Origin of the sequence: Mesorhizobium sp. UC74_2 (genome assembly GCF_042701485.1) — a bacterium.
In the GTDB taxonomy this organism is placed as follows: domain Bacteria; phylum Pseudomonadota; class Alphaproteobacteria; order Rhizobiales; family Rhizobiaceae; genus Mesorhizobium.
In genome coordinates this window covers 2148467-2168173 of sequence record NZ_CP170562.1, presented here as the reverse complement: position 1 = coordinate 2168173, position 19707 = coordinate 2148467, and the positions used below count along the sequence as shown (strand labels likewise).

Annotated in this window: 18 protein-coding genes; 6 read left to right on the top strand and 12 right to left on the bottom strand. The window is 60.1% G+C overall.

Going from position 1 to position 19707, the window contains the following annotated elements; all coding sequences use genetic code 11:
• Positions 1 to 33: 33 nt before the first annotated feature.
• Both ACFJIU_RS10550 and ACFJIU_RS10545 read right to left on the bottom strand, forming a co-directional pair.
• Positions 34 to 387, bottom strand: coding sequence for a DUF1236 domain-containing protein (locus ACFJIU_RS10550; protein WP_379070882.1), 354 nt, complete (start codon positions 385 to 387; stop codon positions 34 to 36).
• Positions 388 to 687: 300 nt separating this feature from the next.
• Positions 688 to 1038: an antibiotic biosynthesis monooxygenase gene (locus ACFJIU_RS10545; RefSeq protein ID WP_379070879.1), complete on the bottom strand. Its 351-nt coding sequence runs from the start codon at positions 1036 to 1038 to the stop codon at positions 688 to 690.
• A gap of 115 nt (positions 1039 to 1153) precedes the next feature.
• Here ACFJIU_RS10545 and ACFJIU_RS10540 point away from each other — a divergent pair, with 115 nt between their 5' ends.
• Together ACFJIU_RS10540 and lexA are read left to right on the top strand one after the other, a co-directional pair.
• Positions 1154 to 2041 (top strand): LysR family transcriptional regulator, encoded by an 888-nt coding sequence (locus ACFJIU_RS10540; protein ID WP_379070876.1) that lies wholly within the window; start codon positions 1154 to 1156, stop codon positions 2039 to 2041.
• Between the two features lie 194 nt (positions 2042 to 2235).
• On the top strand, positions 2236 to 2958 hold the full coding sequence (lexA, locus tag ACFJIU_RS10535; RefSeq protein ID WP_379070873.1) for a transcriptional repressor LexA: 723 nt from the start codon (positions 2236 to 2238) through the stop codon (positions 2956 to 2958).
• Between the two features lie 26 nt (positions 2959 to 2984).
• On the opposite strand, the gene ACFJIU_RS10530 is transcribed toward lexA, so the two are convergent.
• Entirely contained in the window at positions 2985 to 5537 is a 2553-nt protein-coding gene (locus ACFJIU_RS10530) for a ComEC/Rec2 family competence protein (RefSeq protein ID WP_379070871.1), read from the bottom strand.
• 91 nt (positions 5538 to 5628) lie between these two features.
• On the opposite strand from ACFJIU_RS10530, the gene gltX reads away from it, so the two are divergent.
• The 4 genes from gltX to ACFJIU_RS10510 all read left to right on the top strand — a co-directional run bounded on the left by gltX (position 5629) and on the right by ACFJIU_RS10510 (position 9783).
• Positions 5629 to 7050 carry a glutamate--tRNA ligase gene (gene gltX, locus ACFJIU_RS10525; RefSeq protein ID WP_379070869.1) on the top strand — a complete coding sequence of 474 codons (1422 nt, stop codon included), beginning with the start codon at positions 5629 to 5631 and terminating at the stop codon, positions 7048 to 7050.
• A gap of 177 nt (positions 7051 to 7227) precedes the next feature.
• The gene (gltA, locus tag ACFJIU_RS10520; RefSeq protein WP_129415086.1) at positions 7228 to 8517 is read left to right on the top strand and encodes a citrate synthase; all 1290 of its coding nucleotides are present in this window, start codon (positions 7228 to 7230) and stop codon (positions 8515 to 8517) included.
• A gap of 269 nt (positions 8518 to 8786) precedes the next feature.
• A complete protein-coding gene (locus ACFJIU_RS10515) occupies positions 8787 to 9179 on the top strand; it encodes a DoxX family protein (RefSeq protein WP_379073042.1) in 393 nt (130 codons plus the stop codon).
• A 142-nt stretch (positions 9180 to 9321) separates the two neighbouring features.
• A complete protein-coding gene (locus tag ACFJIU_RS10510) occupies positions 9322 to 9783 on the top strand; it encodes a hypothetical protein (protein WP_379073041.1) in 462 nt (153 codons plus the stop codon).
• A 26-nt stretch (positions 9784 to 9809) separates the two neighbouring features.
• Here the strand turns inward: ACFJIU_RS10510 and lpxB are convergent, their stop codons facing one another.
• The 9 genes from lpxB to ACFJIU_RS10465 all read right to left on the bottom strand — a co-directional run bounded on the left by lpxB (position 9810) and on the right by ACFJIU_RS10465 (position 19692).
• Positions 9810 to 10979: a lipid-A-disaccharide synthase gene (gene lpxB / locus ACFJIU_RS10505; RefSeq protein ID WP_379070867.1), complete on the bottom strand. Its 1170-nt coding sequence runs from the start codon at positions 10977 to 10979 to the stop codon at positions 9810 to 9812.
• Positions 10976 to 11881 (bottom strand): LpxI family protein, encoded by a 906-nt coding sequence (locus tag ACFJIU_RS10500; protein ID WP_379070864.1) that lies wholly within the window; start codon positions 11879 to 11881, stop codon positions 10976 to 10978. Before ACFJIU_RS10500 ends, lpxB begins: the two co-directional genes overlap by 4 nt.
• Positions 11856 to 12689 carry an acyl-ACP--UDP-N-acetylglucosamine O-acyltransferase gene (gene lpxA / locus ACFJIU_RS10495; protein ID WP_129415081.1) on the bottom strand — a complete coding sequence of 278 codons (834 nt, stop codon included), beginning with the start codon at positions 12687 to 12689 and terminating at the stop codon, positions 11856 to 11858. Before lpxA ends, ACFJIU_RS10500 begins: the two co-directional genes overlap by 26 nt.
• A 14-nt stretch (positions 12690 to 12703) precedes the next feature.
• The gene (gene fabZ, locus ACFJIU_RS10490; RefSeq protein WP_379070861.1) at positions 12704 to 13174 is read right to left on the bottom strand and encodes a 3-hydroxyacyl-ACP dehydratase FabZ; all 471 of its coding nucleotides are present in this window, start codon (positions 13172 to 13174) and stop codon (positions 12704 to 12706) included.
• Positions 13167 to 14219 (bottom strand): UDP-3-O-(3-hydroxymyristoyl)glucosamine N-acyltransferase, encoded by a 1053-nt coding sequence (lpxD, locus tag ACFJIU_RS10485; RefSeq protein ID WP_379070858.1) that lies wholly within the window; start codon positions 14217 to 14219, stop codon positions 13167 to 13169. The genes fabZ and lpxD overlap by 8 nt, the downstream gene beginning before the upstream one ends.
• A 75-nt stretch (positions 14220 to 14294) precedes the next feature.
• A complete protein-coding gene (gene bamA / locus ACFJIU_RS10480) occupies positions 14295 to 16688 on the bottom strand; it encodes an outer membrane protein assembly factor BamA (RefSeq protein WP_379070855.1) in 2394 nt (797 codons plus the stop codon).
• Between the two features lie 220 nt (positions 16689 to 16908).
• On the bottom strand, positions 16909 to 18051 hold the full coding sequence (gene rseP / locus ACFJIU_RS10475) for an RIP metalloprotease RseP (protein ID WP_379070852.1): 1143 nt from the start codon (positions 18049 to 18051) through the stop codon (positions 16909 to 16911).
• 97 nt (positions 18052 to 18148) lie between these two features.
• Positions 18149 to 18976, bottom strand: a complete 828-nt coding sequence (locus ACFJIU_RS10470; RefSeq protein ID WP_379070849.1) for a phosphatidate cytidylyltransferase — start codon at positions 18974 to 18976, stop codon at positions 18149 to 18151.
• Positions 18973 to 19692 carry an isoprenyl transferase gene (locus ACFJIU_RS10465; protein ID WP_379070846.1) on the bottom strand — a complete coding sequence of 240 codons (720 nt, stop codon included), beginning with the start codon at positions 19690 to 19692 and terminating at the stop codon, positions 18973 to 18975. Before ACFJIU_RS10465 ends, ACFJIU_RS10470 begins: the two co-directional genes overlap by 4 nt.
• Between the last annotated feature and the right edge of the window lie 15 nt (positions 19693 to 19707).

Below are 19707 nucleotides of genomic sequence, written 5' to 3'. Positions count from 1 at the left end.
CTGTCTTCCGTCAGCCAGGGCTCGATCATCGGATCAATTCAGGACTTCGACGATTTCGTGGGTTTCCGGATCCACGAGAACTGTCCTGTTGTCGATGACAGTGTAGCGGTACCGTGTGTCGGGAACTTCATGGAGCGTCACCGTTTCGGGTACCCTCGAGCCCAGATTGAGCTCCAAGCCCAGAACGTTGATTGAGGCCACCGGATTCTTGTGGACGTATTCGCGGATGACGGTCTTTTGCTCCGGTTGGATCACGATCGCATTTGGCCGTGCTTCGGGGACCACCAAGGTCCGCGTTTCTGGAACCACCACGGTGTCCTGTGCATAGGTGGCGCCAATGCCTGCGAGCATTGCGCAAAGGGCATACATAGGAAGAAGCGTTTTCATCGTTCTCTCCTTTCAAGCAAGATTGCCCAAAGGAAGAATGTCGCTGGCAGATACACGTTCCGAAATAAATTAAGGTCTTCTTGCGGCGACTTTGTGCGAACGAGACCAGAGGATGCGGTCTCTGAGACAATACCGGGAGCCGACAACGTCACTTTGTTCGGGCTGCTCAGACTCCTGTCCGCCGCTGGCTCCCGGATATTTTCGGCTCACCTGAAGCGATGGGTGCGCCTGTTTTCGATGCTGTCAGCGGCAGTGGTACAACTGGATATCCAGTGCTGCCCCGGGCAGTTCATCTGACGATCACTTCACTGCGCGCTTCGGCAAGACAAGGTCATCGACCGTGTAGGTGTGGAATTCGCTTCTCGATACGGTGTCGAGCTTCCGGAATTTCTCCAGGAATACAGGATCGGAGAAAAACTCGCTGACATTGCCGGCACCGTGGATTGCTTCGACATTGACGACGGTTTCGCCGTCGGTGCTCTTGGCGAGCGTACTCCAGAGAAAACCTTCCTTGCGCTCTGCCACGTAGTGCACGACATCCTGGATGACAGCAAACGCCTCCTCCTGCTTTCCTGGATGGGCGTGAATGACGTTCACGACAAAAGTCGTTGACTGAGGAGATGCAGAAAAGGCTGCGGTAGGCTTGTCCATGAGTGTCTCCATCTGACGATTGCGGCGATCTTGCCGCGGCAACCTCTGGATATTCAGGACAGATGAGCAGATAAATGCCCATTCTCTCCCATCAATAACGAAGAAAATTCCGCAATTGGACAAGCTTGGACCACTCGGTATCTTCGTACAGGTTGCGGAAGCCGGTAGCTTTATCGGTGCCGCGCGCCGGCTCGGCCTCACAGCCTCGGCCGTCGGCAAGGCGATTGCGCGGCTCGAAAACGAAATGGGCGCCCGTCTCTTTCACCGCTCGACACGGAGTATGGCTCTGACAGAGGAAGGCAGTTTCTTTCTCGAAACCTGCCGGCGCATTCAATCGGAATACGAACAAGCGCAGATCCAGCTTTCGAGATCGCAGGCGAGCCCTCGAGGACAGCTTCGCGTCTCTCTCCCGCTCGCGGGCATGCTGTTGATGCCCACTATATCGGCCTTCATGGAACAATATCCGGATATCAATCTCGACCTTGATTTTACAGACCGGCTGGTCGACGTCATCGAAGAGGGCTTTGACGCGGTGATCCGCACCGGAGACATCCGGGACACGCGCCTGATAAGCCGCAAACTCGGTACTTTTCGGCACAAACTCGTCGCGGCACCGAAATATCTCGCCGAACATGGCACGCCCAGAGTGCCGGAGGACCTGCTCAAGCACCGCTGTCTCCACCATCGTTATGCGAATTCGGGGCGGCTCGAGCCCTGGCCCCTCGTGCGCAGCGGTTGTGACCTGAAACTCGATCTTCCCGTGACCACCGTTGCCAGCACGCTGGAGCCGCTGATCTACCTCGCCGAACGGTCCTTCGGTATCACCTGTCTGCCGCCGTTCGCCGTGTCTGCAGAATTGGCCGAAGGCAAGTTGGTACCGCTGCTGACGGATTATCTCGGCGAAACGGGTACGTTTCGAATATTGTGGCCGACAAATCGCCATCTCTCGCCCAAAGTACGGGTTTTCGTGGACTACATGGCTGAGAATCTATTTGCCGAGTAAGGGTAGGGCAGCATCCTTCGGCCGGCTCTGCGACGGGAGATATGGCAACAGAGAACGGCCTGGCTTCTTGCTAGGCTGAACAAAGCGTCAACAAATTCATTAAACTTTAAATGGTTGCGGAACACAAATGGAACAGATAGTGTTTGTTCCGGGTTTGTTTTTCTGATTCCGGTTCCGTTCCACGGAGGGTGGCGATGCTGACACGCAAGCAACATGAGCTCTTGCTCTTCATCCATGAGCGGCTGAAGGAAAGCGGAATCCCCCCTTCTTTCGACGAAATGAAAGAGGCGCTGGACCTGGCCTCCAAGTCAGGAATCCACAGGCTAATAACTGCTCTGGAGGAACGTGGCTTCATCCGCCGATTGCCGAACCGGGCTCGCGCGCTGGAAGTGCTGCGGTTGCCGGATTCGATTGCTCCCGGCCTTAACGCAGCCAGGAAATTTTCTCCGGCGGTCATCCAGGGCAGCCTGGGGCGTTCTGTACCCAAGGAGCCGCAACGCCTGCAGGCGCCTAGCAATGACGACGACGTCGCAGCTTCCGTTTCCATCCCCGTGATGGGACGCATCGCTGCCGGTGTACCGATCGACGCGATCCAGCACCGCACCCATTCGATTTCCGTACCGCCGGACATGATTTCGGGAGGCGAGCACTACGCCCTGGAAGTCAAAGGCGACTCCATGATCGAAGCCGGCATTTTCGATGGCGATACGGTCATCATCCGCAATGCCAATTCGGCCAATCCCGGCGAGATCGTCGTGGCATTGGTCGATGAGGAAGAGGCGACGCTCAAGCGTTTCCGTCGCAAGGGTGCCTCGATTGCGTTGGAAGCAGCCAATCCTGCCTATGAAACACGAATCTTTGGACCGGATCGGGTCAAGGTACAGGGTAAACTGGTCGGATTGATCCGTCGCTATTAGACCGGACACCCTACAAATTTAGCCGACTACAGATTGCCGGAAACAGACTTTCCGGGAAATTGTGTGTCTGAATGGGCGGGGTGGTTTGAGTTCGACGGTTTGGGCTTGGATTTAGGCGTTTTTTCAAGACGAGGCGGCAATCCCCTCGCCTCGCGCGTAAATTCCCGCTGGACATGCCAGGGTCGATCTTTGGCATCGATCGCGAACGAGATATTAGCCGGCTTATCTGGCGAGGAATCGAAGCGCACCGCAGCACTGCCGACGCGGGCCAGATCCTGCTTGGTGACGACCACCACAGTCGGATCGTTGCAGGGGTCTGGTGCGGTCGCATCGTCGATCACAATGAGTGCCGCGACTCCGCAAGCCGATCTGGCTGCATCGATGCGAGCGGTCGTCACCACGACAGCACCCGATGGATGGCGAGCGAAGCACAGCTGGCGTGTGCACAGGAATGGCGTGCCAAGCGGCATGTCGAGTGCATTTTCTACAGTCAGTTCGACGTCACTCGAAACATCTTCTGGCAAGACCGTCGTCTCTACGTTGAGCGCCCGGCGCCAGTTGTCGAGCGTGAAGGGATTGGGTCGTGCCCGGCTGACAGCGAGTTTGTCATCGCCGACTGGCAGGGCAACGAGCCGTGCGTCCTCCGAGATCAACACATCGGGCGTTTCTACATTGCCCATCGCTGTCAGACCGGCCAGCACAAATGGCAATGCCAGCAAACGTAGCCATGTCGTCGCCATCGCACCGATGGCAAGCGCCACGGCAATGAAGAGCACCGATTGCGTCGAGACAAGGCCAACCCCGTCAACCGGGGAGCGCTGCGAAATCCAGTCCGCGATCACCATCATCACCGTCAGTCCCTTGCCCATCGCATAGAGAAACGGTCCATCGGCGCCAAACGGCATGGCAATCGCGCTGAGAACGGCAGCCAGCATGACAAACGAAACCACTGGCATCACCGCCAGGTTGGCGAACAAACTCAGGGGTGAGACCCGCTGGAAATGCCAGACCGCGAACAGCGCCGTGGCAAGGCCGGCGATGATCGAGGTTGCTGCCATGCCAGCAACCGCAATCAGCGACTTGTGCGCGAGAAAGCCGGTGAACGAGCGTGCCAGCGGTGCCGGGGTAGGCATGACTTCACGCCGTTGCGCCCAAGCCGCATACGCGCCGATCAAGGCGGCAGTCGCGGCGAACGACATCTGGAAAGACGGACCGACCACTTCATGCGGCGCGGTCAGGATCACGATCATCGCCGAGATTGCCAGGTTGCGCATCGACAGCGCCGCTCGGTCGAACAGTACCGCAATCAGCATCACCGACAGCATGATGAAACTACGCTCCGCCGCGACCACCACCCCGGAGATCGCGAGATATGCGGAAATCGAACAAATGGCTGCGAACGCAGCATATTTCTTGACCGGCCGGCGCGCTGAGAAATCCGGAAACAACGCGAAAGCGCCGCGCAGCAGTAACATCACGGTTCCTGCGACGAGTGCCATGTGCAGGCCGGATATCGAGATGATGTGATAGATACCCGTCCTTCGCATGGCTTCGTTGACGGAGTCCGGAATGCCGGCGCGCACCCCGACAATCAGTGCCGCGGCGATCTCGCCCTCAGGCCCACCAATCGAAGCGCGAATGCGATCCGCGATCGTTTCGCGTGCGGTCTCGACGGCCACCGACAGCCGAGTGGGCAGCGATGCAGGTACCTTCTCCAGGGATTCAAGCTTCGGCTTGCCCATGAAGAACCCAGTCGCGCCGATCCCGTCGAAATAGCTTTCGAAAGAAAAATCATAGCCGCCGGGCCGCACCGGACCGGCTGGCGGCATCAGCCGGGCATAGCCGGACACGATCGACCCGGCGCGGATTTCGGCCGGCATTGCCAAAGCCGAAAGCCGCACCCGCTCCGGCTGATAGCGTAGCTTGGGCTTTTCAGTACCGATGACGTCGAGCGTCAGCCGCGTGCGTCCACTGGCCATCGGCTCGACTGAAATGACGCGGCCTGTCACCCTGGTCGACACCTGTGCTCCCAGTACGTTGCTCGGCATGCGCCACGTCTCGACCTTGCCGGCAAGGATACCGAGCACGAGGAAGAGGACGGCCATCGCGGCGAGATGCAAGCCAAGGCGGGAGCGTGAAAGCAGCGCAATGACAGCAAGGACAGCACTGCCGGCAATCAACTGCGCGAAGGCCGGCTCGCGATCGAGTGAGAAATAGACCGTCGCTCCAGCCCCGAGAAAGACCGGCGCGAACAGGAACGCGACGCCGCGATCCAGCTCCAACGCGATCGCCCCGGCGAACGGGCCGCGCAGGTCCCCGCCAACCAGCTTTCGCAAGTTCTGCCAGCGGGTTTCCAGCCATGGCTTGTCGCCGGAAGGCATATCCAGGGCATCGGAACGAGGATGCTGGCGCGCTGCCAGCAGATCATCGAGCGATGATGGCATTCCGATCGGCTGAATGTCAGGCGATGCCGCCGCGGCATTGCTGTCATCGACGGCCGGAGACACGAATAGAAGACGCTCGTTGATGCCCTGTTCGGCATCAGCGCCCCCTCGCCCAACCCTCCCCGGTCCAGCCATCGGGCCTGCCCCTTGCGCCCCTGACCTCCTATGCTACATGAACGCCCAAACAACGAAAGTCCGCGCTCCTGCGCTTCTTCCCGAGAGTTCCATGTCCGATCAGGTCGTAACCCGTTTCGCTCCCTCCCCCACTGGTTATCTGCATATTGGCGGCGCACGCACGGCGCTGTTCAATTGGCTCTACGCCAGGCACACCAATGGCAAGATGCTGCTGCGCATCGAGGATACCGACCGCGAGCGCTCGACTGACGCCGCCACCGCCGCCATCCTCGAAGGACTGAGTTGGCTGGGCATGACCTGGGACGGCGAGGCCGTTTCGCAATTCCAGCGCGCCGCGCGCCACCGCGAGGTCGCCGAGGAACTGGTGCGGCTGGGCAAGGCCTATTATGCCTACGAGACGCCAGCCGAGTTGGACGTCATGCGTGAATCCGCCCGCGCGCAGGGACTGCCGCCGCGCTATAACGGCCACTGGCGCGACCGTGATGCTTCCGAGGCTCCGGAGGGTGTGGCAGGTGCGATCCGCATCAAGGTGCCGCGCGAAGGCGAGACCGTGGTCAACGATCTCGTGCAGGGAGAGGTGCGTTTTCCCAACAAGGATCTCGACGATTTCATCATCCTGCGCTCGGACGGCGTGCCGACCTACATGCATGCTGTCGTGGTCGACGATCACGACATGGGTGTCACTCACATCATCCGGGGCGATGATCACCTGACCAACGCCGCCCGGCAGACCGCGATTTATCGCGCCATGGGCTGGGATGTGCCAAAGATGGCGCATATTCCGCTGATCCATGGTGCCGATGGTGCAAAGCTTTCCAAGCGTCATGGCGCGCTCGGCGTCGAGGCCTATCGCGCCATGGGCTACCTGCCTGAGGCGCTGCTCAACTATCTCGCCCGCCTTGGCTGGAGCCATGGTGATGATGAGGTCATGTCGATCGAGCAGATGGTGTCGTGGTTCGATATCGTCGACGTCAACAAGGGTGCTGCCCGCTTCGACTTCGCCAAGCTTGAGGCGCTGAACGGCGTGCACATGCGGGGTATGGACGATGCGGCGCTGACCCAGGTGTTTTTCGATACGCTGCCCTATCTGCCCAATGGGGAAGCACTGGTCGACCAGCTGGACGACAGGAAGAAAGCCCAGGTGCTGCAGGCGATGCCCGGCCTGAAGGAACGCGCCAAGACGCTGGTGGAACTGGCCGACAGTCTTTATTTCATCGCGGCCCAGCGACCGCTGCAACTGGACGAAAAAGCAGCCTCGCTGCTCGACGTCGACGCAAAGGCCGTTCTCAAAGCCGTGCTTGGCCATTTCCAGGCACTTGACGAGTGGACCGTCGCCACGACCGAAGCCGCGGTACGCGCCTATGCCGAAACGGCGGGCGTCAAACTCGGCAAGGTGGCGCAGCCTCTGCGTGCGGCACTGACCGGCCGCAGCACCTCACCCGGCGTCTTCGACGTGCTCGCCGTGCTTGGTCGTGACGAAAGTCTTGCTCGCATCGCAGATCAAATCGATTAGGAGTTCTGGTCCAAGAACTTTAGCATTGAAAGGTTTCTTTTGCGGTGCAACATTGCCGCCGGATCAATCAGCCCTAACTATTCCGGCGGCTGTAATCTCGCGCATTTCAAGGGCTTGTGGCGTTCCGCGTAGCGGATCGTCCTGGCCTGCAGACCAGGGAACAAGAAGGAGTTTGCAATGACCGGACAGACGGCGAAACTGGAGCTCGACGGCAAGACCCACGAGTTCAAGGTCCGAAGCGGTTCGGTCGGTCCGGACGTTATCGACATCGGTGCGCTTTATTCGACGACCGGAGCTTTCACCTACGATCCCGGCTTCACGTCAACGGCGAGCTGCGAGTCGGCCATAACCTACATCGACGGCGATGCCGGCGTGCTCTTGCACAGGGGCTATCCGATCGATCAGCTTGCCGAGCACGGCGATTTCCTGGAGGTATGCTACCTGCTGCTCTACGGCGAACTGCCGACCAAGGCGCAGAAGGACGATTTCGACTACCGGGTCACGCGCCATACCATGGTGCATGAGCAGATGACCCGGTTCTTCACCGGTTTCCGCCGCGACGCGCACCCGATGGCGGTCATGTGCGGCGTGGTCGGCGCCCTGTCGGCCTTCTACCACGACTCGACCGACATCTCCGATCCTTACCAGCGCATGGTTGCGTCCGTGCGCCTCATAGCCAAGATGCCGACCATCGCGGCGATGGCCTACAAATACCACATTGGCCAGCCCTTCGTTTATCCGAAGAACGAGCTCAACTTCGCTGCCAACTTCCTGCATATGTGCTTTGCCGTGCCTTGCGAGGAATACAAGGTCAATCCGGTGCTGGCACGCGCCATGGAGCGCATCTTCATCCTTCATGCCGACCATGAGCAGAACGCCTCGACCTCCACGGTGCGGCTGGCTGGCTCTTCGGGCGCCAATCCATTCGCCTGCATCGCAGCCGGCATCGCCTGCCTGTGGGGACCTGCGCATGGCGGTGCCAACGAGGCCGCGCTCAACATGCTGTCCGAGATCGGCAGCGTCGACCGCATCCCGGAGTACATCGCCCGCGCCAAGGACAAGAACGACCCGTTCCGCCTGATGGGCTTCGGTCATCGCGTCTACAAGAACTACGATCCGCGTGCCAAGATCATGCAGAAGACCACGCACGAAGTGCTGGGTGAACTCGGCATCAAGGACGATCCGACACTCGATGTGGCCATCGAGCTCGAAAGGATCGCGCTGACCGATGAATATTTCATCGAGAAGAAGCTCTATCCGAACATCGACTTCTATTCCGGCATCACGCTGAAGGCGCTCGGCTTCCCCACCACCATGTTCACCGTGCTGTTCGCCGTCGCACGCACAGTCGGCTGGATCGCGCAGTGGAAGGAGATGATCGAGGATCCACACCAGAAGATCGGCCGTCCTCGCCAGCTCTATACCGGCGCGCCAGAGCGCGACTATGTGCCCATCGCCAAGCGCTGACCGTTCACGCCTCGGCTGACGTTTCGCCGCCCCTGATGCCGCTGCATCAGGGGCGGTTTTCATATGCGTTGAACCACAGGAAGACTGTGTCCTCGCTGTCCGTCGACGGCCAGGACATCACGCCCCTCTCAACAACTGTTGATTTGCGAGGCTCGTCATTTGACCGCGCGCAGATGGCCCCGCCGCATTTCCCCGCTAGGTGCGGATTGCCAGCACACGCTGCATTTGAGATCACCCGCAACCATTCAAACGAGATATTGAGGGACAATATGAAATTTGGTTTTCTTCAGCCCTGGGCGCCACAGTTGCTCAGCATCCTGCGCATCACGACCGCAGCCACCTTCCTGACGCACGGCACTATGAAGCTGCTTGGCTGGCCAGCCCCGTTCCCCTATCCGCTCAATGGCATGACCACGACAGCCGCAGTCCTGGAAATCGTCGGTGGCCTGTTGCTGATCATTGGCCTGTTCTCGCGCCCGGTGGCTTTCATCCTCTCCGGCCTGATGGCATTCGCCTACTTCATCGCGCATGCCCCGCAGGCCTTCTTCCCGGTACTCAATGGCGGCGAAGCGGCAATGCTTTTCTGCTTCGTGTTTCTCTTCATCGCCGCGGCTGGTCCCGGTGCGTGGAGCGTCGACGCGGCGCTTGGCAAAGACAAGTAATCAGACTGCAAACTCCCGACCATCAATGGACAGCCGGCTACGAGGCCGGCTGTTTTCGTTTCGGCACCGGCGACTCCTGACTCAAGCCTGTCAGGAGGACATGGCTATTCTCGGCTCGTTTCTTTTCACGGAGCACGCCAAGATGCTGAATGCTTTTGCGACCCGGTCCGTCACCCTGCAATCCGTGCTGCTGGTGACTTTTCAGGCACCCATGGAAGACGTCGATCGTATCATGGCCGAAGTCACCGCAATCATTCCGCTCGTCATGGGAAAATACGACAGCAACTCCTATCAGACAGCCGAGGGCGTGGAACGCTATCGCCCACTGCAAGGCGCGGCAGCCGGGCCAGAGACCGACCTCCGCAGGCGACCCGGTGTCGTTGAGATATTCTTTGAAATACCCGAGGATCAGCAACTGGCCGAGAAGGTGGTCGAGGCAATCTTTCTGACACACAGCTACCAGGAGCCCGTAATCCGCCTTCAGTCGATCCTCAGCAGCAGATCAAGGGGCCTGGACGACAGCGAGAATCCCAATCGTTGGTGGAACACTACGGGTGACTGGAAGAAAAACGCAGAGCCCGTTGCTTCCAGCTCTGCGAGCTAGGGCGCCAGTTCAACGCAGCCACGATATCAGCGGTGCTTGTCGATTTCCCCCAAGACGACAGCTGCCGCGATTTCGCCTGCCGGAAGGTCGGTCGCCATGCGGCGGCGCACCTCGGCAAACCCGTCTTTCTGCCATGTGCGAAGTCCGCTGTCCGACCACAAGGCCTCGATCTGGCGGGCAAGGTTCGGCGGCCGCACATAGATGTCGTAGAATTCGGTCACCAGCGCCCGATCGGCGATGAGATTCGGCAAAAGCGCCGACCAGGTGGTGATAAGCTTCTGAAGCAGCTTTGCCACCGGATCGAGCTTGTAAGTCGAAACCATCGGTACGCCTGACAGCGCCAACTCCAGCGAAACCGTGCCTGAGGCAATCAGCGCCGCGTCGGCTTCGCCGAATGCCTGCCACTTGCGTGCCGCATCCACGATGATTTCAGGCTTTTGCGGCCAGGGCGAAACGGCCGTTCGTACCAATTCCGCGACATGCGGTACGGTTGGCAACAGCAGGCGCATCCTGTGGCCCCGTTCGGCGAGCACCGCGACGGTTTCTCCGAAGGGTTCGAGCAGCTTCTTCACCTCGCCACGCCGCGAGCCAGGCAGAAGCAGGAGTGTCTTTTCCCGGTCCTCACCAAGATCACGAGGCGCGTTCTGCGCTGCAGCAGCGCGCAACACATCGGCGTCATGGCTCAATCTGTGGCCGACATAGGTTCCTTGCGGTCCACCCAGTCGCTCCAACGCCTTCGCTTCGAACGGCAGGATGCAAAGGATATGATCGACATAGGGTTTCATCGCAGGCGCCCTGCCAGGCCGCCATGCCCACACGCTCGGGCATACATAGTGCACGATCGGGATGGCCGGGTTGGCCGCGCGTACCTTTTTCGCCACGCGCAGCGAAAAATCCGGACTGTCGATGGTAACAAGGCAGTCCGGTTTTTCGGTCGCAATCAGCGAGGCAACCTGGCCGATACGACGGATCAAGCGGGGCAAGCCGGCAAGCACGGCACTGAATCCCATCAGGGCGATCTCGCTGGCATCGAATGGCGGATTGAGACCGAGCGTCTTGAGATGACGCCCGCCAAGACCGACGAGCTGGATCTCACGGCCGGTCTTTGCCTTGAGCGCAGCGATCAGATCGGCACCCAGCAGATCGCCGGATTCCTCACCCGCCACGATGGCGATCCGGAGCGGCCCAGCCGTCATGTGATCCGCTCCTTGGCTGGCAGACCGACCACAAAGAGGCCGAGCGCATCCGCCTTTGCGATCACCGCCGAGCTATCCAAAACCAGTGAGCGGCCGGCTTCCAGAGCGATGCCGGCCAGACCGGCGGCGTGAGCGCCCTCAACGGTCTGCAAGCCGATGGAAGGCAGATCCACCCTGAGCTCCTGCCCGGGCTTGGCGCATTTGACCAGCACGCCGCCCTTCTTTCCAGCCAGCCGGCCATGCCCGCGCAATTCTCTCACGCGTGCCAGCAAGCCGTCCGTTCCCTCGATCCCTTCCAGCGCGATCGCACGACCGCCAACCGCCACTGCACCCTGCCCTATGTCGAGCATGCCGATAGCGATTGCAGCTTCGTGCGCGGCCTCAATGTCCTTCCAGTCGGCCGTGGACGGAGCAAGGCGGGTCAAGGCTCCTTCGGTCGCCGTCAGGTCAGGGACGATCTGATGTGCCCCGACAACGGTGAAACCACGCGCCTCAAGCCCGCGAACGACCACCTTGAGAAGGCCATCGTCCCCCCGTGCCAGCGCGGAAATCACAAGTGGAACAATGGCTAGCAGACCGAGGTTGAAGCGCATGGCGCCAAGTCGTGGTCGCCGCCTGATTTCGCCGGCGAGCACGACATGCGTGATGCCGCGGCGTCTCAGGATTCCGACCAGAGAACCGATGTTCTCAAGCGAAAGCACCTCGTGCTCAAATTTCCCGAGCGCGCTCTCCGGCAACGCCTCGCCCTGTACCATCAGGACGAAGGGCTTGTGTCCCCGTTCGCCGAGTCCATTGGCGACGTCAGTCGGAAGCCTGCCGCCACCGGCGATGATACCGACCCTGGCATCCGGCGGGAGCTGAAGGCGGCCGCCGCCCTCAGCTGTCGTCGTCGGCGTCGTCATCGGCCCCGCCCTTCAGCGGCGGCACGGTGTAGTGCCGCTTGCCACGGCTGGTTATGAAGTCGATGATCTTCATCGCCGCCGGGGAACCGGAAAACTCCGCCTTGGCCAGTTCGACATTCTCGGCAACAGTGCGCGAGGGGTCGAAGATCGCGCGGTAAGCGCGCCGCAGCAGGTAGATTTCGGAGCGCGGCAGACCAGCCCGCTTCAAGCCGACGATATTCAGGCCGCGCAGCTTGGCGCGGTTGCCCATGGCAATGGCATAAGGAATGACATCGCCAACGAAGGCTGAACAGCCGGCCAGGAAAGCATTGTCGCCAACGCGCACGAACTGGTGAACGGCGCTCAGGCCGCCGATATAGACATTGTCGCCGACCTCGCAATGGCCACCAAGCGTGGCGCCATTGGCGAATGTCGCGTTCTTGCCGACAACGCTGTCATGACCGATATGTGCGTAGGCAAGGAAATTGCCGTTGTCACCAACGGTCGTTTCGCCACGGCTGTTGTCGGTACCGAGATGCATCGTCACGTTTTCACGGATGGTGCAATTGGCGCCGATGACCAATGTCGTGCGGCCACCCTTGTGCTTCGTGTTCTGTGGCGGTCCGCCCAGCACGGTCATCGGCCAAACTTTGGTGCCGGCGCCGATGGTCGTTCCACCCAGCACGGAAACGTGGCTCACCAGTTCGACATTGTCGCCAATGACCGTATCGGATCCGACATGGCAAAATGGCCCGATGCGGGCTCCGACGCCGATCTGGGCACCGGACTCAACAACGGCAGCGGAATGAATGAATGTTTCGGTTGTCATGCGTACCTGAAAACTTACGGTCGCTCGTTCTCGACCATCATCGCCTGAACCTCGGCCTCGGCGACGACGGCACCATCGACCTTCCCTTCGCAGGCGAATTTCAAAAGATTGCCGCGCTTCTTGAGCTTATGCACGTGGATCAGCAGCTGGTCACCCGGAACGACGGGCTTGCGAAACTTGGCGCCGTCAATGGTCAGCAGATAGACGAGTGACGGCTTTTCAGCACCCGCCGCGCGGATACAGATCGCGCCTGCAGTCTGCGCCATCGCCTCCAGGATCAACACACCCGGCATCACCGGATGTTCCGGAAAATGGCCCATGAAGTGCGGTTCATTGACCGTGACATTCTTGACGCCGATGGCGGAGTTGTCACCATCGATATCGATGATACGGTCGATCATCAGGAACGGATAGCGATGGGGCAGGATTTTCATCAGCCCGATCAGATCGACGACTTCAAGCGTCGAACCGGCCGTATCAGCCATTCTTGTCCCCCTTGGAATGCTTCGTAAATGCGCGGATCGCCGAGAGCTCCCGGAAGAAGTCACGCATTGGCTGCGCAGGCATGCCGGCCCAGCGCTCGCCCGCAGGAATGTCATACATCAAGCCTGAGGACGCGGCCACCTGTACCCTGTCGCCCACGGTAATGTGGTCGGCGATACCCACACGGCCACCCAGCATGACGTAATCGCCTAATGTCACGGAACCGGAAAGACCGCAATGGCCGGCAATGATGCAGCCTCGGCCGATACGCACATTGTGGGCAATCTGAACCAGATTGTCGATTTTTGTCGCCTCACCGATCACGGTATCGGCCATTGCACCGCGATCCACCGTGGTGTTCGAACCGATTTCGACGTCGTCCTGTATGATGACACGGCCGATCTGCGGCATGCGCTCAGGACCCTTGGCGCCGCCGGCGAAACCGAAACCGTCCTGCCCGACGCGAGCTCCGCCGTGGATGATCACGCGATTGCCCACCAGGGCATACTGAACACTCGCACCTGGGCCGATGTAACCGTCACGGCCAACGCGACAGTTGCGTCCGACAACGGCGTTGGCTGCAATCACCGTGCCGCTGCCGACATATGCGCCGGCGCCGATCACGGCACCAGCCTCGACGATCGCCCCGTCTTCGACATGGGCAGTATCATCAACGTAGGCGCGGCTCGAAATCCCCGTTTCGGAGGTCAGGGCGACAGGTGTGGAAGCATCGGGATACAACAGCCGGCCGATCATGGCGAAAGCCTGCTGCGGGCGCGGATTGATCAAAACCGCGACACCGGCAGGCGCCTTGTCAGCAATGTCCGCCGTGCAGAGCACCGCTGCGGCGTTCAAGGTCGGCATCAGGCCGGCATTACGCTTGCCATCCACAAAGACCAGGGCTTTGTCGTTGGTGTCGGTAGCTGAGGCAATCGTCTCGATGACGGTCTCGGCATATGCCTCGTTAGACAAAGCCGAACCAGTCAGATTCGCGACTTCGGCCACCGTGAATCGGCGCGAAGCCACAAAAAACACCGGTTCGGTCATTCCTGAGCGGTATCCAGCCAAATCAGACCTTGGCCTTCCGAACCGAAATGTCCGGAAGCCGCCATGGTTCGCAAATCAGAATCGGGTCGAAATGCCGAAGTTGAATTCCTGGACGTCGTCCGTCTTTTCCTTCTTGAGCGGGATCGCATAGTCGATACGCAGAGGACCGAAAGGCGATGCCCACATCAGGCCGATACCAGCAGATGCGCGCAGCTTCATGCCAGTTGTCGTTCCGTCGACACCCGAAACCTCGTTGCCATAAAGCGTCGCGGCGTCCGCGAACACCGCGCCGCGCAAGCCGAGGCTTTCCGGAACGAGCGGCAGCGGGAACTGAGCTTCGGCCGACGCATTGAAGTAAGTCGTGCCGCCCAGATGGTCGTAGCCGCCGCCGGGCCGGGCCGCTGCCGGACCGATACCGTTGAACTCGAAGCCGCGGATCATGCGGTCGTTGTTCTGGAACAGATCGAAGACGCGCAGGTCCTTGTCGCCATAACCGATGATGTGACCAGCGCCACCAGACACCAAGCCGACGATATCAAGCTCTTCGGACAGTGTCTGATAGATCGAAGCTCGCGCCGTCAGCTTGACGAACTTGGCATCGCCGCCGAGACCAGCCACTTCCACACCACCGTTGGCATAGATGCCATAGTGCGGATTCTTCATGTCGTCGATGGTGTTGTAGACCAGCGAACCGCTGACCGACGACTTGATCCAGGCGCCACGCAGATTTCCCGTCACCGGATCGGTGATTGCGTTCTGGATTGCCTGCGAGACGTTGCAGAGCAACGGATTGAAGACGCCGGAGGCATCGTAGCAACCCTTGTCGTACTTATACTTCTCTTGCGAGATGTTGTAGGCGAGCTGCGTCGTCAGGTTCTGCGTGATCGGCAGACCGAAACGGATCGTCGCGCCGGTCGTTTCCGAATCGTAGGCATCGTATTCGCGCGTCGAGCGGTAGATGTCGAAGCCAGCTGCAATGCGGCGACCAAGGAAATACGGCTCGGTGAAGGACACGCTGTAGTCGCGCGACTTCCTGCCACCGCCGGCGGACAGCTTGATGAACTGGCCACGGCCCAGGAAATTGCGCTCGGTGATCGAACCCATCACCGACGGACCAGGTGTTTCACCACCGGTCGAGTAACCGGCGCCGACCGAGAAGTCACCCGTCGACTTCTCGACGAGGTCGACCACAAGAACGACCTGGTCAGGCTCTGAACCTGGCTGGGTCGAGATGTCCACCTTCTCAAAATAATCAAGAGCTTCGATACGCTTCTTCGCGCGCTGCACAAGCACCTGGTTGAAGGCGTCGCCTTCGCTGAGGTCGAATTCGCGACGAATCACATAGTCGCGGGTACGAACGTTGCCGCGGATTTCGATACGTTCGATATAGGCCTTGGCACCCTGGTCGATCGTGTAGGTAACCGAGATGGTCTTGTTTTCGAAATTACGGTCGCCACGCGGCGTCACCTGAGCAAAGGCATAGCCCTGGCCGGCAACCTTTTCGGTCAGTGCGATGATCGAATCTTCGACCTTCTTGGCGTTGTAGGTATCGCCCTTATAGGTCTGAACCACGGACTGCAGCGCCTGCGCGTCGACTTCCGGGATCGACGAGTCGACGCTGATATCGCCGAAGTCGTAACGCTCGCCCTCGTCCACCGTGATCGTGACGGTGTACTGGTTGTTGGCGCTATCAAGATCACCCGTAGCGGACACGACCTGGAAATCGGCATAACCGCGATTGTAGTAGAAGCGGCGCAACAGCTCCTCGTCGGCTTTCAGCTTGTCCGCATCGAACACGTCGTCGCGCAGGATGAATGAGAGCCAGCTCGACTTCTTGGTGCCGATGACGTCGGTCAGACGACGGCTCGAGAACGCCTTGTTGCCCACGAAATTGACGGACACGATCTTGGTGCGCTCGCCTTCGTTGACGTTGTAGACGACGTTCACGCGGTTCTCGCCCAGATCCATGATCTGGCTGGTAACCGCAGCGTCGTCACGACCGATACGACGATAGGCTTCCTTGATCGCCTCGATGTCAGCATCGACAGCGGCCTGCGAATAGGACGAACGCGGCTTCAGCTGCACGGCCATCGCGAGCTGGGCATCCTTGATCTTCTTGTTGCCCTGGAAGATGACCTGGTTGACGACCTGGTACTCGGAGACGCTGATGACCAGAGCAGAACCAGCCTGGTTGATACGGACATCCGAGAACAGGCCGGTACCGAACAGCGCCTTGACGGCTTCGTCGATGTCGGCGTTCGAAAACGCCTTGCCGGGCTTGATCTTCACATAGTTGCGGATCGTCTCGGCATCGACGCGCGTGTTGCCGTTCACATCGATGCGGCTCACCACGGCCGCTTGGGCAGCAGACACCGATACAAACTGAACAGCGAGCGAACCTGGAACAACCAGGGCGGCTGACAAAGCCGCCGCAGACGCGGCGCTCAGAAACTTGGATGCTGCCTTCATCGGGCTATAAAACCTTTTTCTCGTAGTCCCCACGGCGAGAAAACCGGACGTCGCGGTCATTTTCCCGTACCGTATTAACCGGATTTTCCCTACACGCAAGGCTTCTGGTTAATTTGTATTTACTTACGTTCCCAGCGTGGCTTTCGCGTCACTCATATCCCTGCTCATGGTAAACGGTGCCTCAACAAACCCGCCCCATGAGCCAAATTCCTTCATGATTTCAGCATCCAAACAAATCGTTCCAGAACACGAAACCCATGAACCCCAGGACGAGAATCATTCCCGTCCGATAAACCGCCTCCATCATCCGCTCGGACACCGGCCGCCGGATGACAGCCTCAATCCCGTAGAAGAGAAGATGGCCGCCGTCCAGTGGCGGAATCGGCAGAAGATTGAGTATCCCTATCCCGACAGACAGCAATGCGGCAAGTTGCACTAGCCACTCGAAGCCGAGCTTCGCCGCCTGCCCGGCCATACCGGCTATCTTGACCGGCCCGCCGAGCTGACATTTATCCTCCCGGCCAACGACGAAGCGCTTCATGAACAGGCCGGTGCGCTCGATGATCTGGCCGGTCGCCTCGACGGCCGCAACGACCGCGCCGCCTGGCGAATAGGTTATGTGCCTGGGCTGACCGACCTCCTTGTTGGTGGTCACGCCGATCACCGCGATCTTGACCTTATTGCCAAGCGCGTCTTCCTGTTCGGACAATTGCGGCGTCGCCACCACGCTGACATCCTTGCCGTCGCGCAGCATGACGAAGGTGATCGCATCACCCGCCCGGCCGGAAACGAGGCGCTGCACATCGGCAAAGCTCTCGACCTTCGCGCCATCGACGCTGACAAAGCGGTCGCCCGGCAGAATGCCAGCCTCCGCTGCAGGACTGCCGGGGCGAACCTCGGCCACCGCCGGTTCCAGCACCGACCGGCCGAAAGTCATGAACAGCACGGCAAAAACCGCAATGGTCAAAAGGAAATTGAACAGAGGACCGGCGAATACGGTCGCCGCCCGTTTCCAGACCGGCTGAGTGTGGAAGGCGATCCTGCGTTCGCTGTCGCTGAGTTTGTCGAGTTCCTCCTCGCCGGGCTGGCTCGAAGTCGCGTTCATGTCACCGACGAACTTCACATAGCCGCCGAGCGGAATCGCGCAGAGTTTCCAACGCGTACCGCGACGGTCATTGAAGCCGATCAATTCCGGACCGAAACCGATGGAGAAAGCGCGCACGCCTATGCCGCACCAGCGGCCGACAAGATAGTGCCCCATCTCGTGTACGAACACGACGACGGTCAAAACGAACAGGAACGGCACAAGCGTGCCGAGCACAAAGCCCTGGGTACTCAACAGCGCGGAAAGAAACTCGTTCAATTCACGTCCTCAATTCCCCAGTCCTTGGTCCGCATCGCAAATGTGACATCAATCCAGGGCGAATCCGTGGCACCGATGCGCTGTGCACGTCGAAACTTCAGACCGGAAAGAGCCCCTGCGCCGGATGATCGGCAGACCCTGCCATCCAGCCAATCAGGTACAGGGCCACGGCCGCAGCCACAAGTCCATCGACACGATCCATGACACCGCCATGGCCCGGAATGATCGTGCTGGAATCCTTGGCCCCATGGCGGCGTTTGACCCAGGATTCGAACAGATCACCGGCCTGTGCGACGATTGACAGCACCAACGCCACGACAGCAAGCGAAGCAAGATTGGGCTGGCCCAGAACCGCCGCAACCAGAACGCCCGCAACAACTCCGAAAACCGCACCGCCCAATGCGCCGCTTCGTGTCTTGCCAGGCGATATGGCAGGTGCGAGCTTCGGCCCACCGATGGCCTTTCCGACGAAATAGGCAAAAATGTCGGTTGCCCAGACCACCGCAAACAGGAAAAGCACAGCGGCAAGGCCCGCCCGGTCGCCATCGCGCAGGAAAGCCAGCGCAAACCCGGAAAGGCCCGCGTAGGCGAGACCACCGGCATCCCATTGCCCCGCTCCACGCATCGCCACGCAGATCGCGGCGATGGCGACCAGCAGCGCGAGCACGGCCGCCGTCGTCAAAGCCGAGACCCCTGCAACGAGCACACCGATAAAGACCAGCATCAAGGCTTCCGGAAGAAAGCCGAGCCGACTTGCGCCGTTGGCGCGAGCCATATGGGTCCATTCGTAGAAAACCGCGCCGGCGATCAGTGCCGCAAGAAGCCTGAAGGGCAAGGCGCCGAACCAGGTAAGCGCCAGTACGGCAATGCCAAGCACAACCGCGGACACCACCCGAATTTGAAGATTGCTGAGTCCATCACTCATGAGGCGACGTCTTGCGCGGCGAGACCGCCGAACCGGCGCTCACGCCCTCCAAAGTCGCGTATGGCGTCCGCCAGATGCTCACGGCTGAAATCTGGCCAATAGCAAGGCAGGAAGACAAGCTCACTGTATGCGGCCTGCCACAGCAGGAAATTGGAGAGCCTCATCTCACCGCTGGTGCGGATGAGAAGTTCCGGATCCGGTATGTCTGCCGTATCCAGATGCGCAGCGAAATTCTCAGCGTCGATCTGCTCGGGTGCGATCTCGCCGTTTATGGCAGCGGCGGCCAGCTTGCGCGCCGCGCGCACGATCTCGTCACGGCTGCCGTAGTTGAAGGCGATCAGCAGCGTCAGCTTCGAATTGCCCGCGGTTAGGGTCTCCGCCTCCACGAGCAGATTGCGAATGTCGGGCTGCAGGCTAGCGCGATCGCCAAGGATCCTGACCCGGACGCCGTTTTGATGCAGCTCAGCCAGATCGCGACGGATGAACAGCTTCAACAGTCCCATCAGGTCAGAGACTTCGGACTTCGGCCGCGACCAGTTTTCCGACGAGAACGCGTAGAGCGTGAGGTATGAAATACCGAGGTCGGGGGCGGCCTTCACGGTACGGCGCACTGCCTCCACACCGGCGCGATGACCGGCGACGCGCGGAAGACCGCGCGCCTTGGCCCAGCGTCCATTCCCGTCCATGATGATCGCGACATGCGCGGGCGTTGCCATGGTTCTGCTTTCGCG

Bases quoted from the DNA above. Each gene is read 5' to 3' on its own strand.
- ACFJIU_RS10550 (WP_379070882.1), bottom strand. From the start codon at position 387: ATGAAAACGCTTCTTCCTATGTATGCCCTTTGCGCAATGCTCGCAGGC.
- ACFJIU_RS10545 (WP_379070879.1), bottom strand. From the start codon at position 1,038: ATGGACAAGCCTACCGCAGCCTTTTCTGCATCTCCTCAGTCAACGACT.
- lexA (WP_379070873.1), top strand. From the start codon at position 2,236: ATGCTGACACGCAAGCAACATGAGCTCTTGCTCTTCATCCATGAGCGG.
- ACFJIU_RS10530 (WP_379070871.1), bottom strand. From the start codon at position 5,537: ATGGCTGGACCGGGGAGGGTTGGGCGAGGGGGCGCTGATGCCGAACAG.
- gltX (WP_379070869.1), top strand. From the start codon at position 5,629: ATGTCCGATCAGGTCGTAACCCGTTTCGCTCCCTCCCCCACTGGTTAT.
- gltA (WP_129415086.1), top strand. From the start codon at position 7,228: ATGACCGGACAGACGGCGAAACTGGAGCTCGACGGCAAGACCCACGAG.
- ACFJIU_RS10515 (WP_379073042.1), top strand. From the start codon at position 8,787: ATGAAATTTGGTTTTCTTCAGCCCTGGGCGCCACAGTTGCTCAGCATC.
- ACFJIU_RS10510 (WP_379073041.1), top strand. From the start codon at position 9,322: ATGCTGAATGCTTTTGCGACCCGGTCCGTCACCCTGCAATCCGTGCTG.
- lpxB (WP_379070867.1), bottom strand. From the start codon at position 10,979: ATGACGGCTGGGCCGCTCCGGATCGCCATCGTGGCGGGTGAGGAATCC.
- ACFJIU_RS10500 (WP_379070864.1), bottom strand. From the start codon at position 11,881: ATGACGACGCCGACGACGACAGCTGAGGGCGGCGGCCGCCTTCAGCTC.
- lpxA (WP_129415081.1), bottom strand. From the start codon at position 12,689: ATGACAACCGAAACATTCATTCATTCCGCTGCCGTTGTTGAGTCCGGT.
- fabZ (WP_379070861.1), bottom strand. From the start codon at position 13,174: ATGGCTGATACGGCCGGTTCGACGCTTGAAGTCGTCGATCTGATCGGG.
- lpxD (WP_379070858.1), bottom strand. From the start codon at position 14,219: ATGACCGAACCGGTGTTTTTTGTGGCTTCGCGCCGATTCACGGTGGCC.
- bamA (WP_379070855.1), bottom strand. From the start codon at position 16,688: ATGAAGGCAGCATCCAAGTTTCTGAGCGCCGCGTCTGCGGCGGCTTTG.
- ACFJIU_RS10470 (WP_379070849.1), bottom strand. From the start codon at position 18,976: ATGAGTGATGGACTCAGCAATCTTCAAATTCGGGTGGTGTCCGCGGTT.
- ACFJIU_RS10465 (WP_379070846.1), bottom strand. From the start codon at position 19,692: ATGGCAACGCCCGCGCATGTCGCGATCATCATGGACGGGAATGGACGC.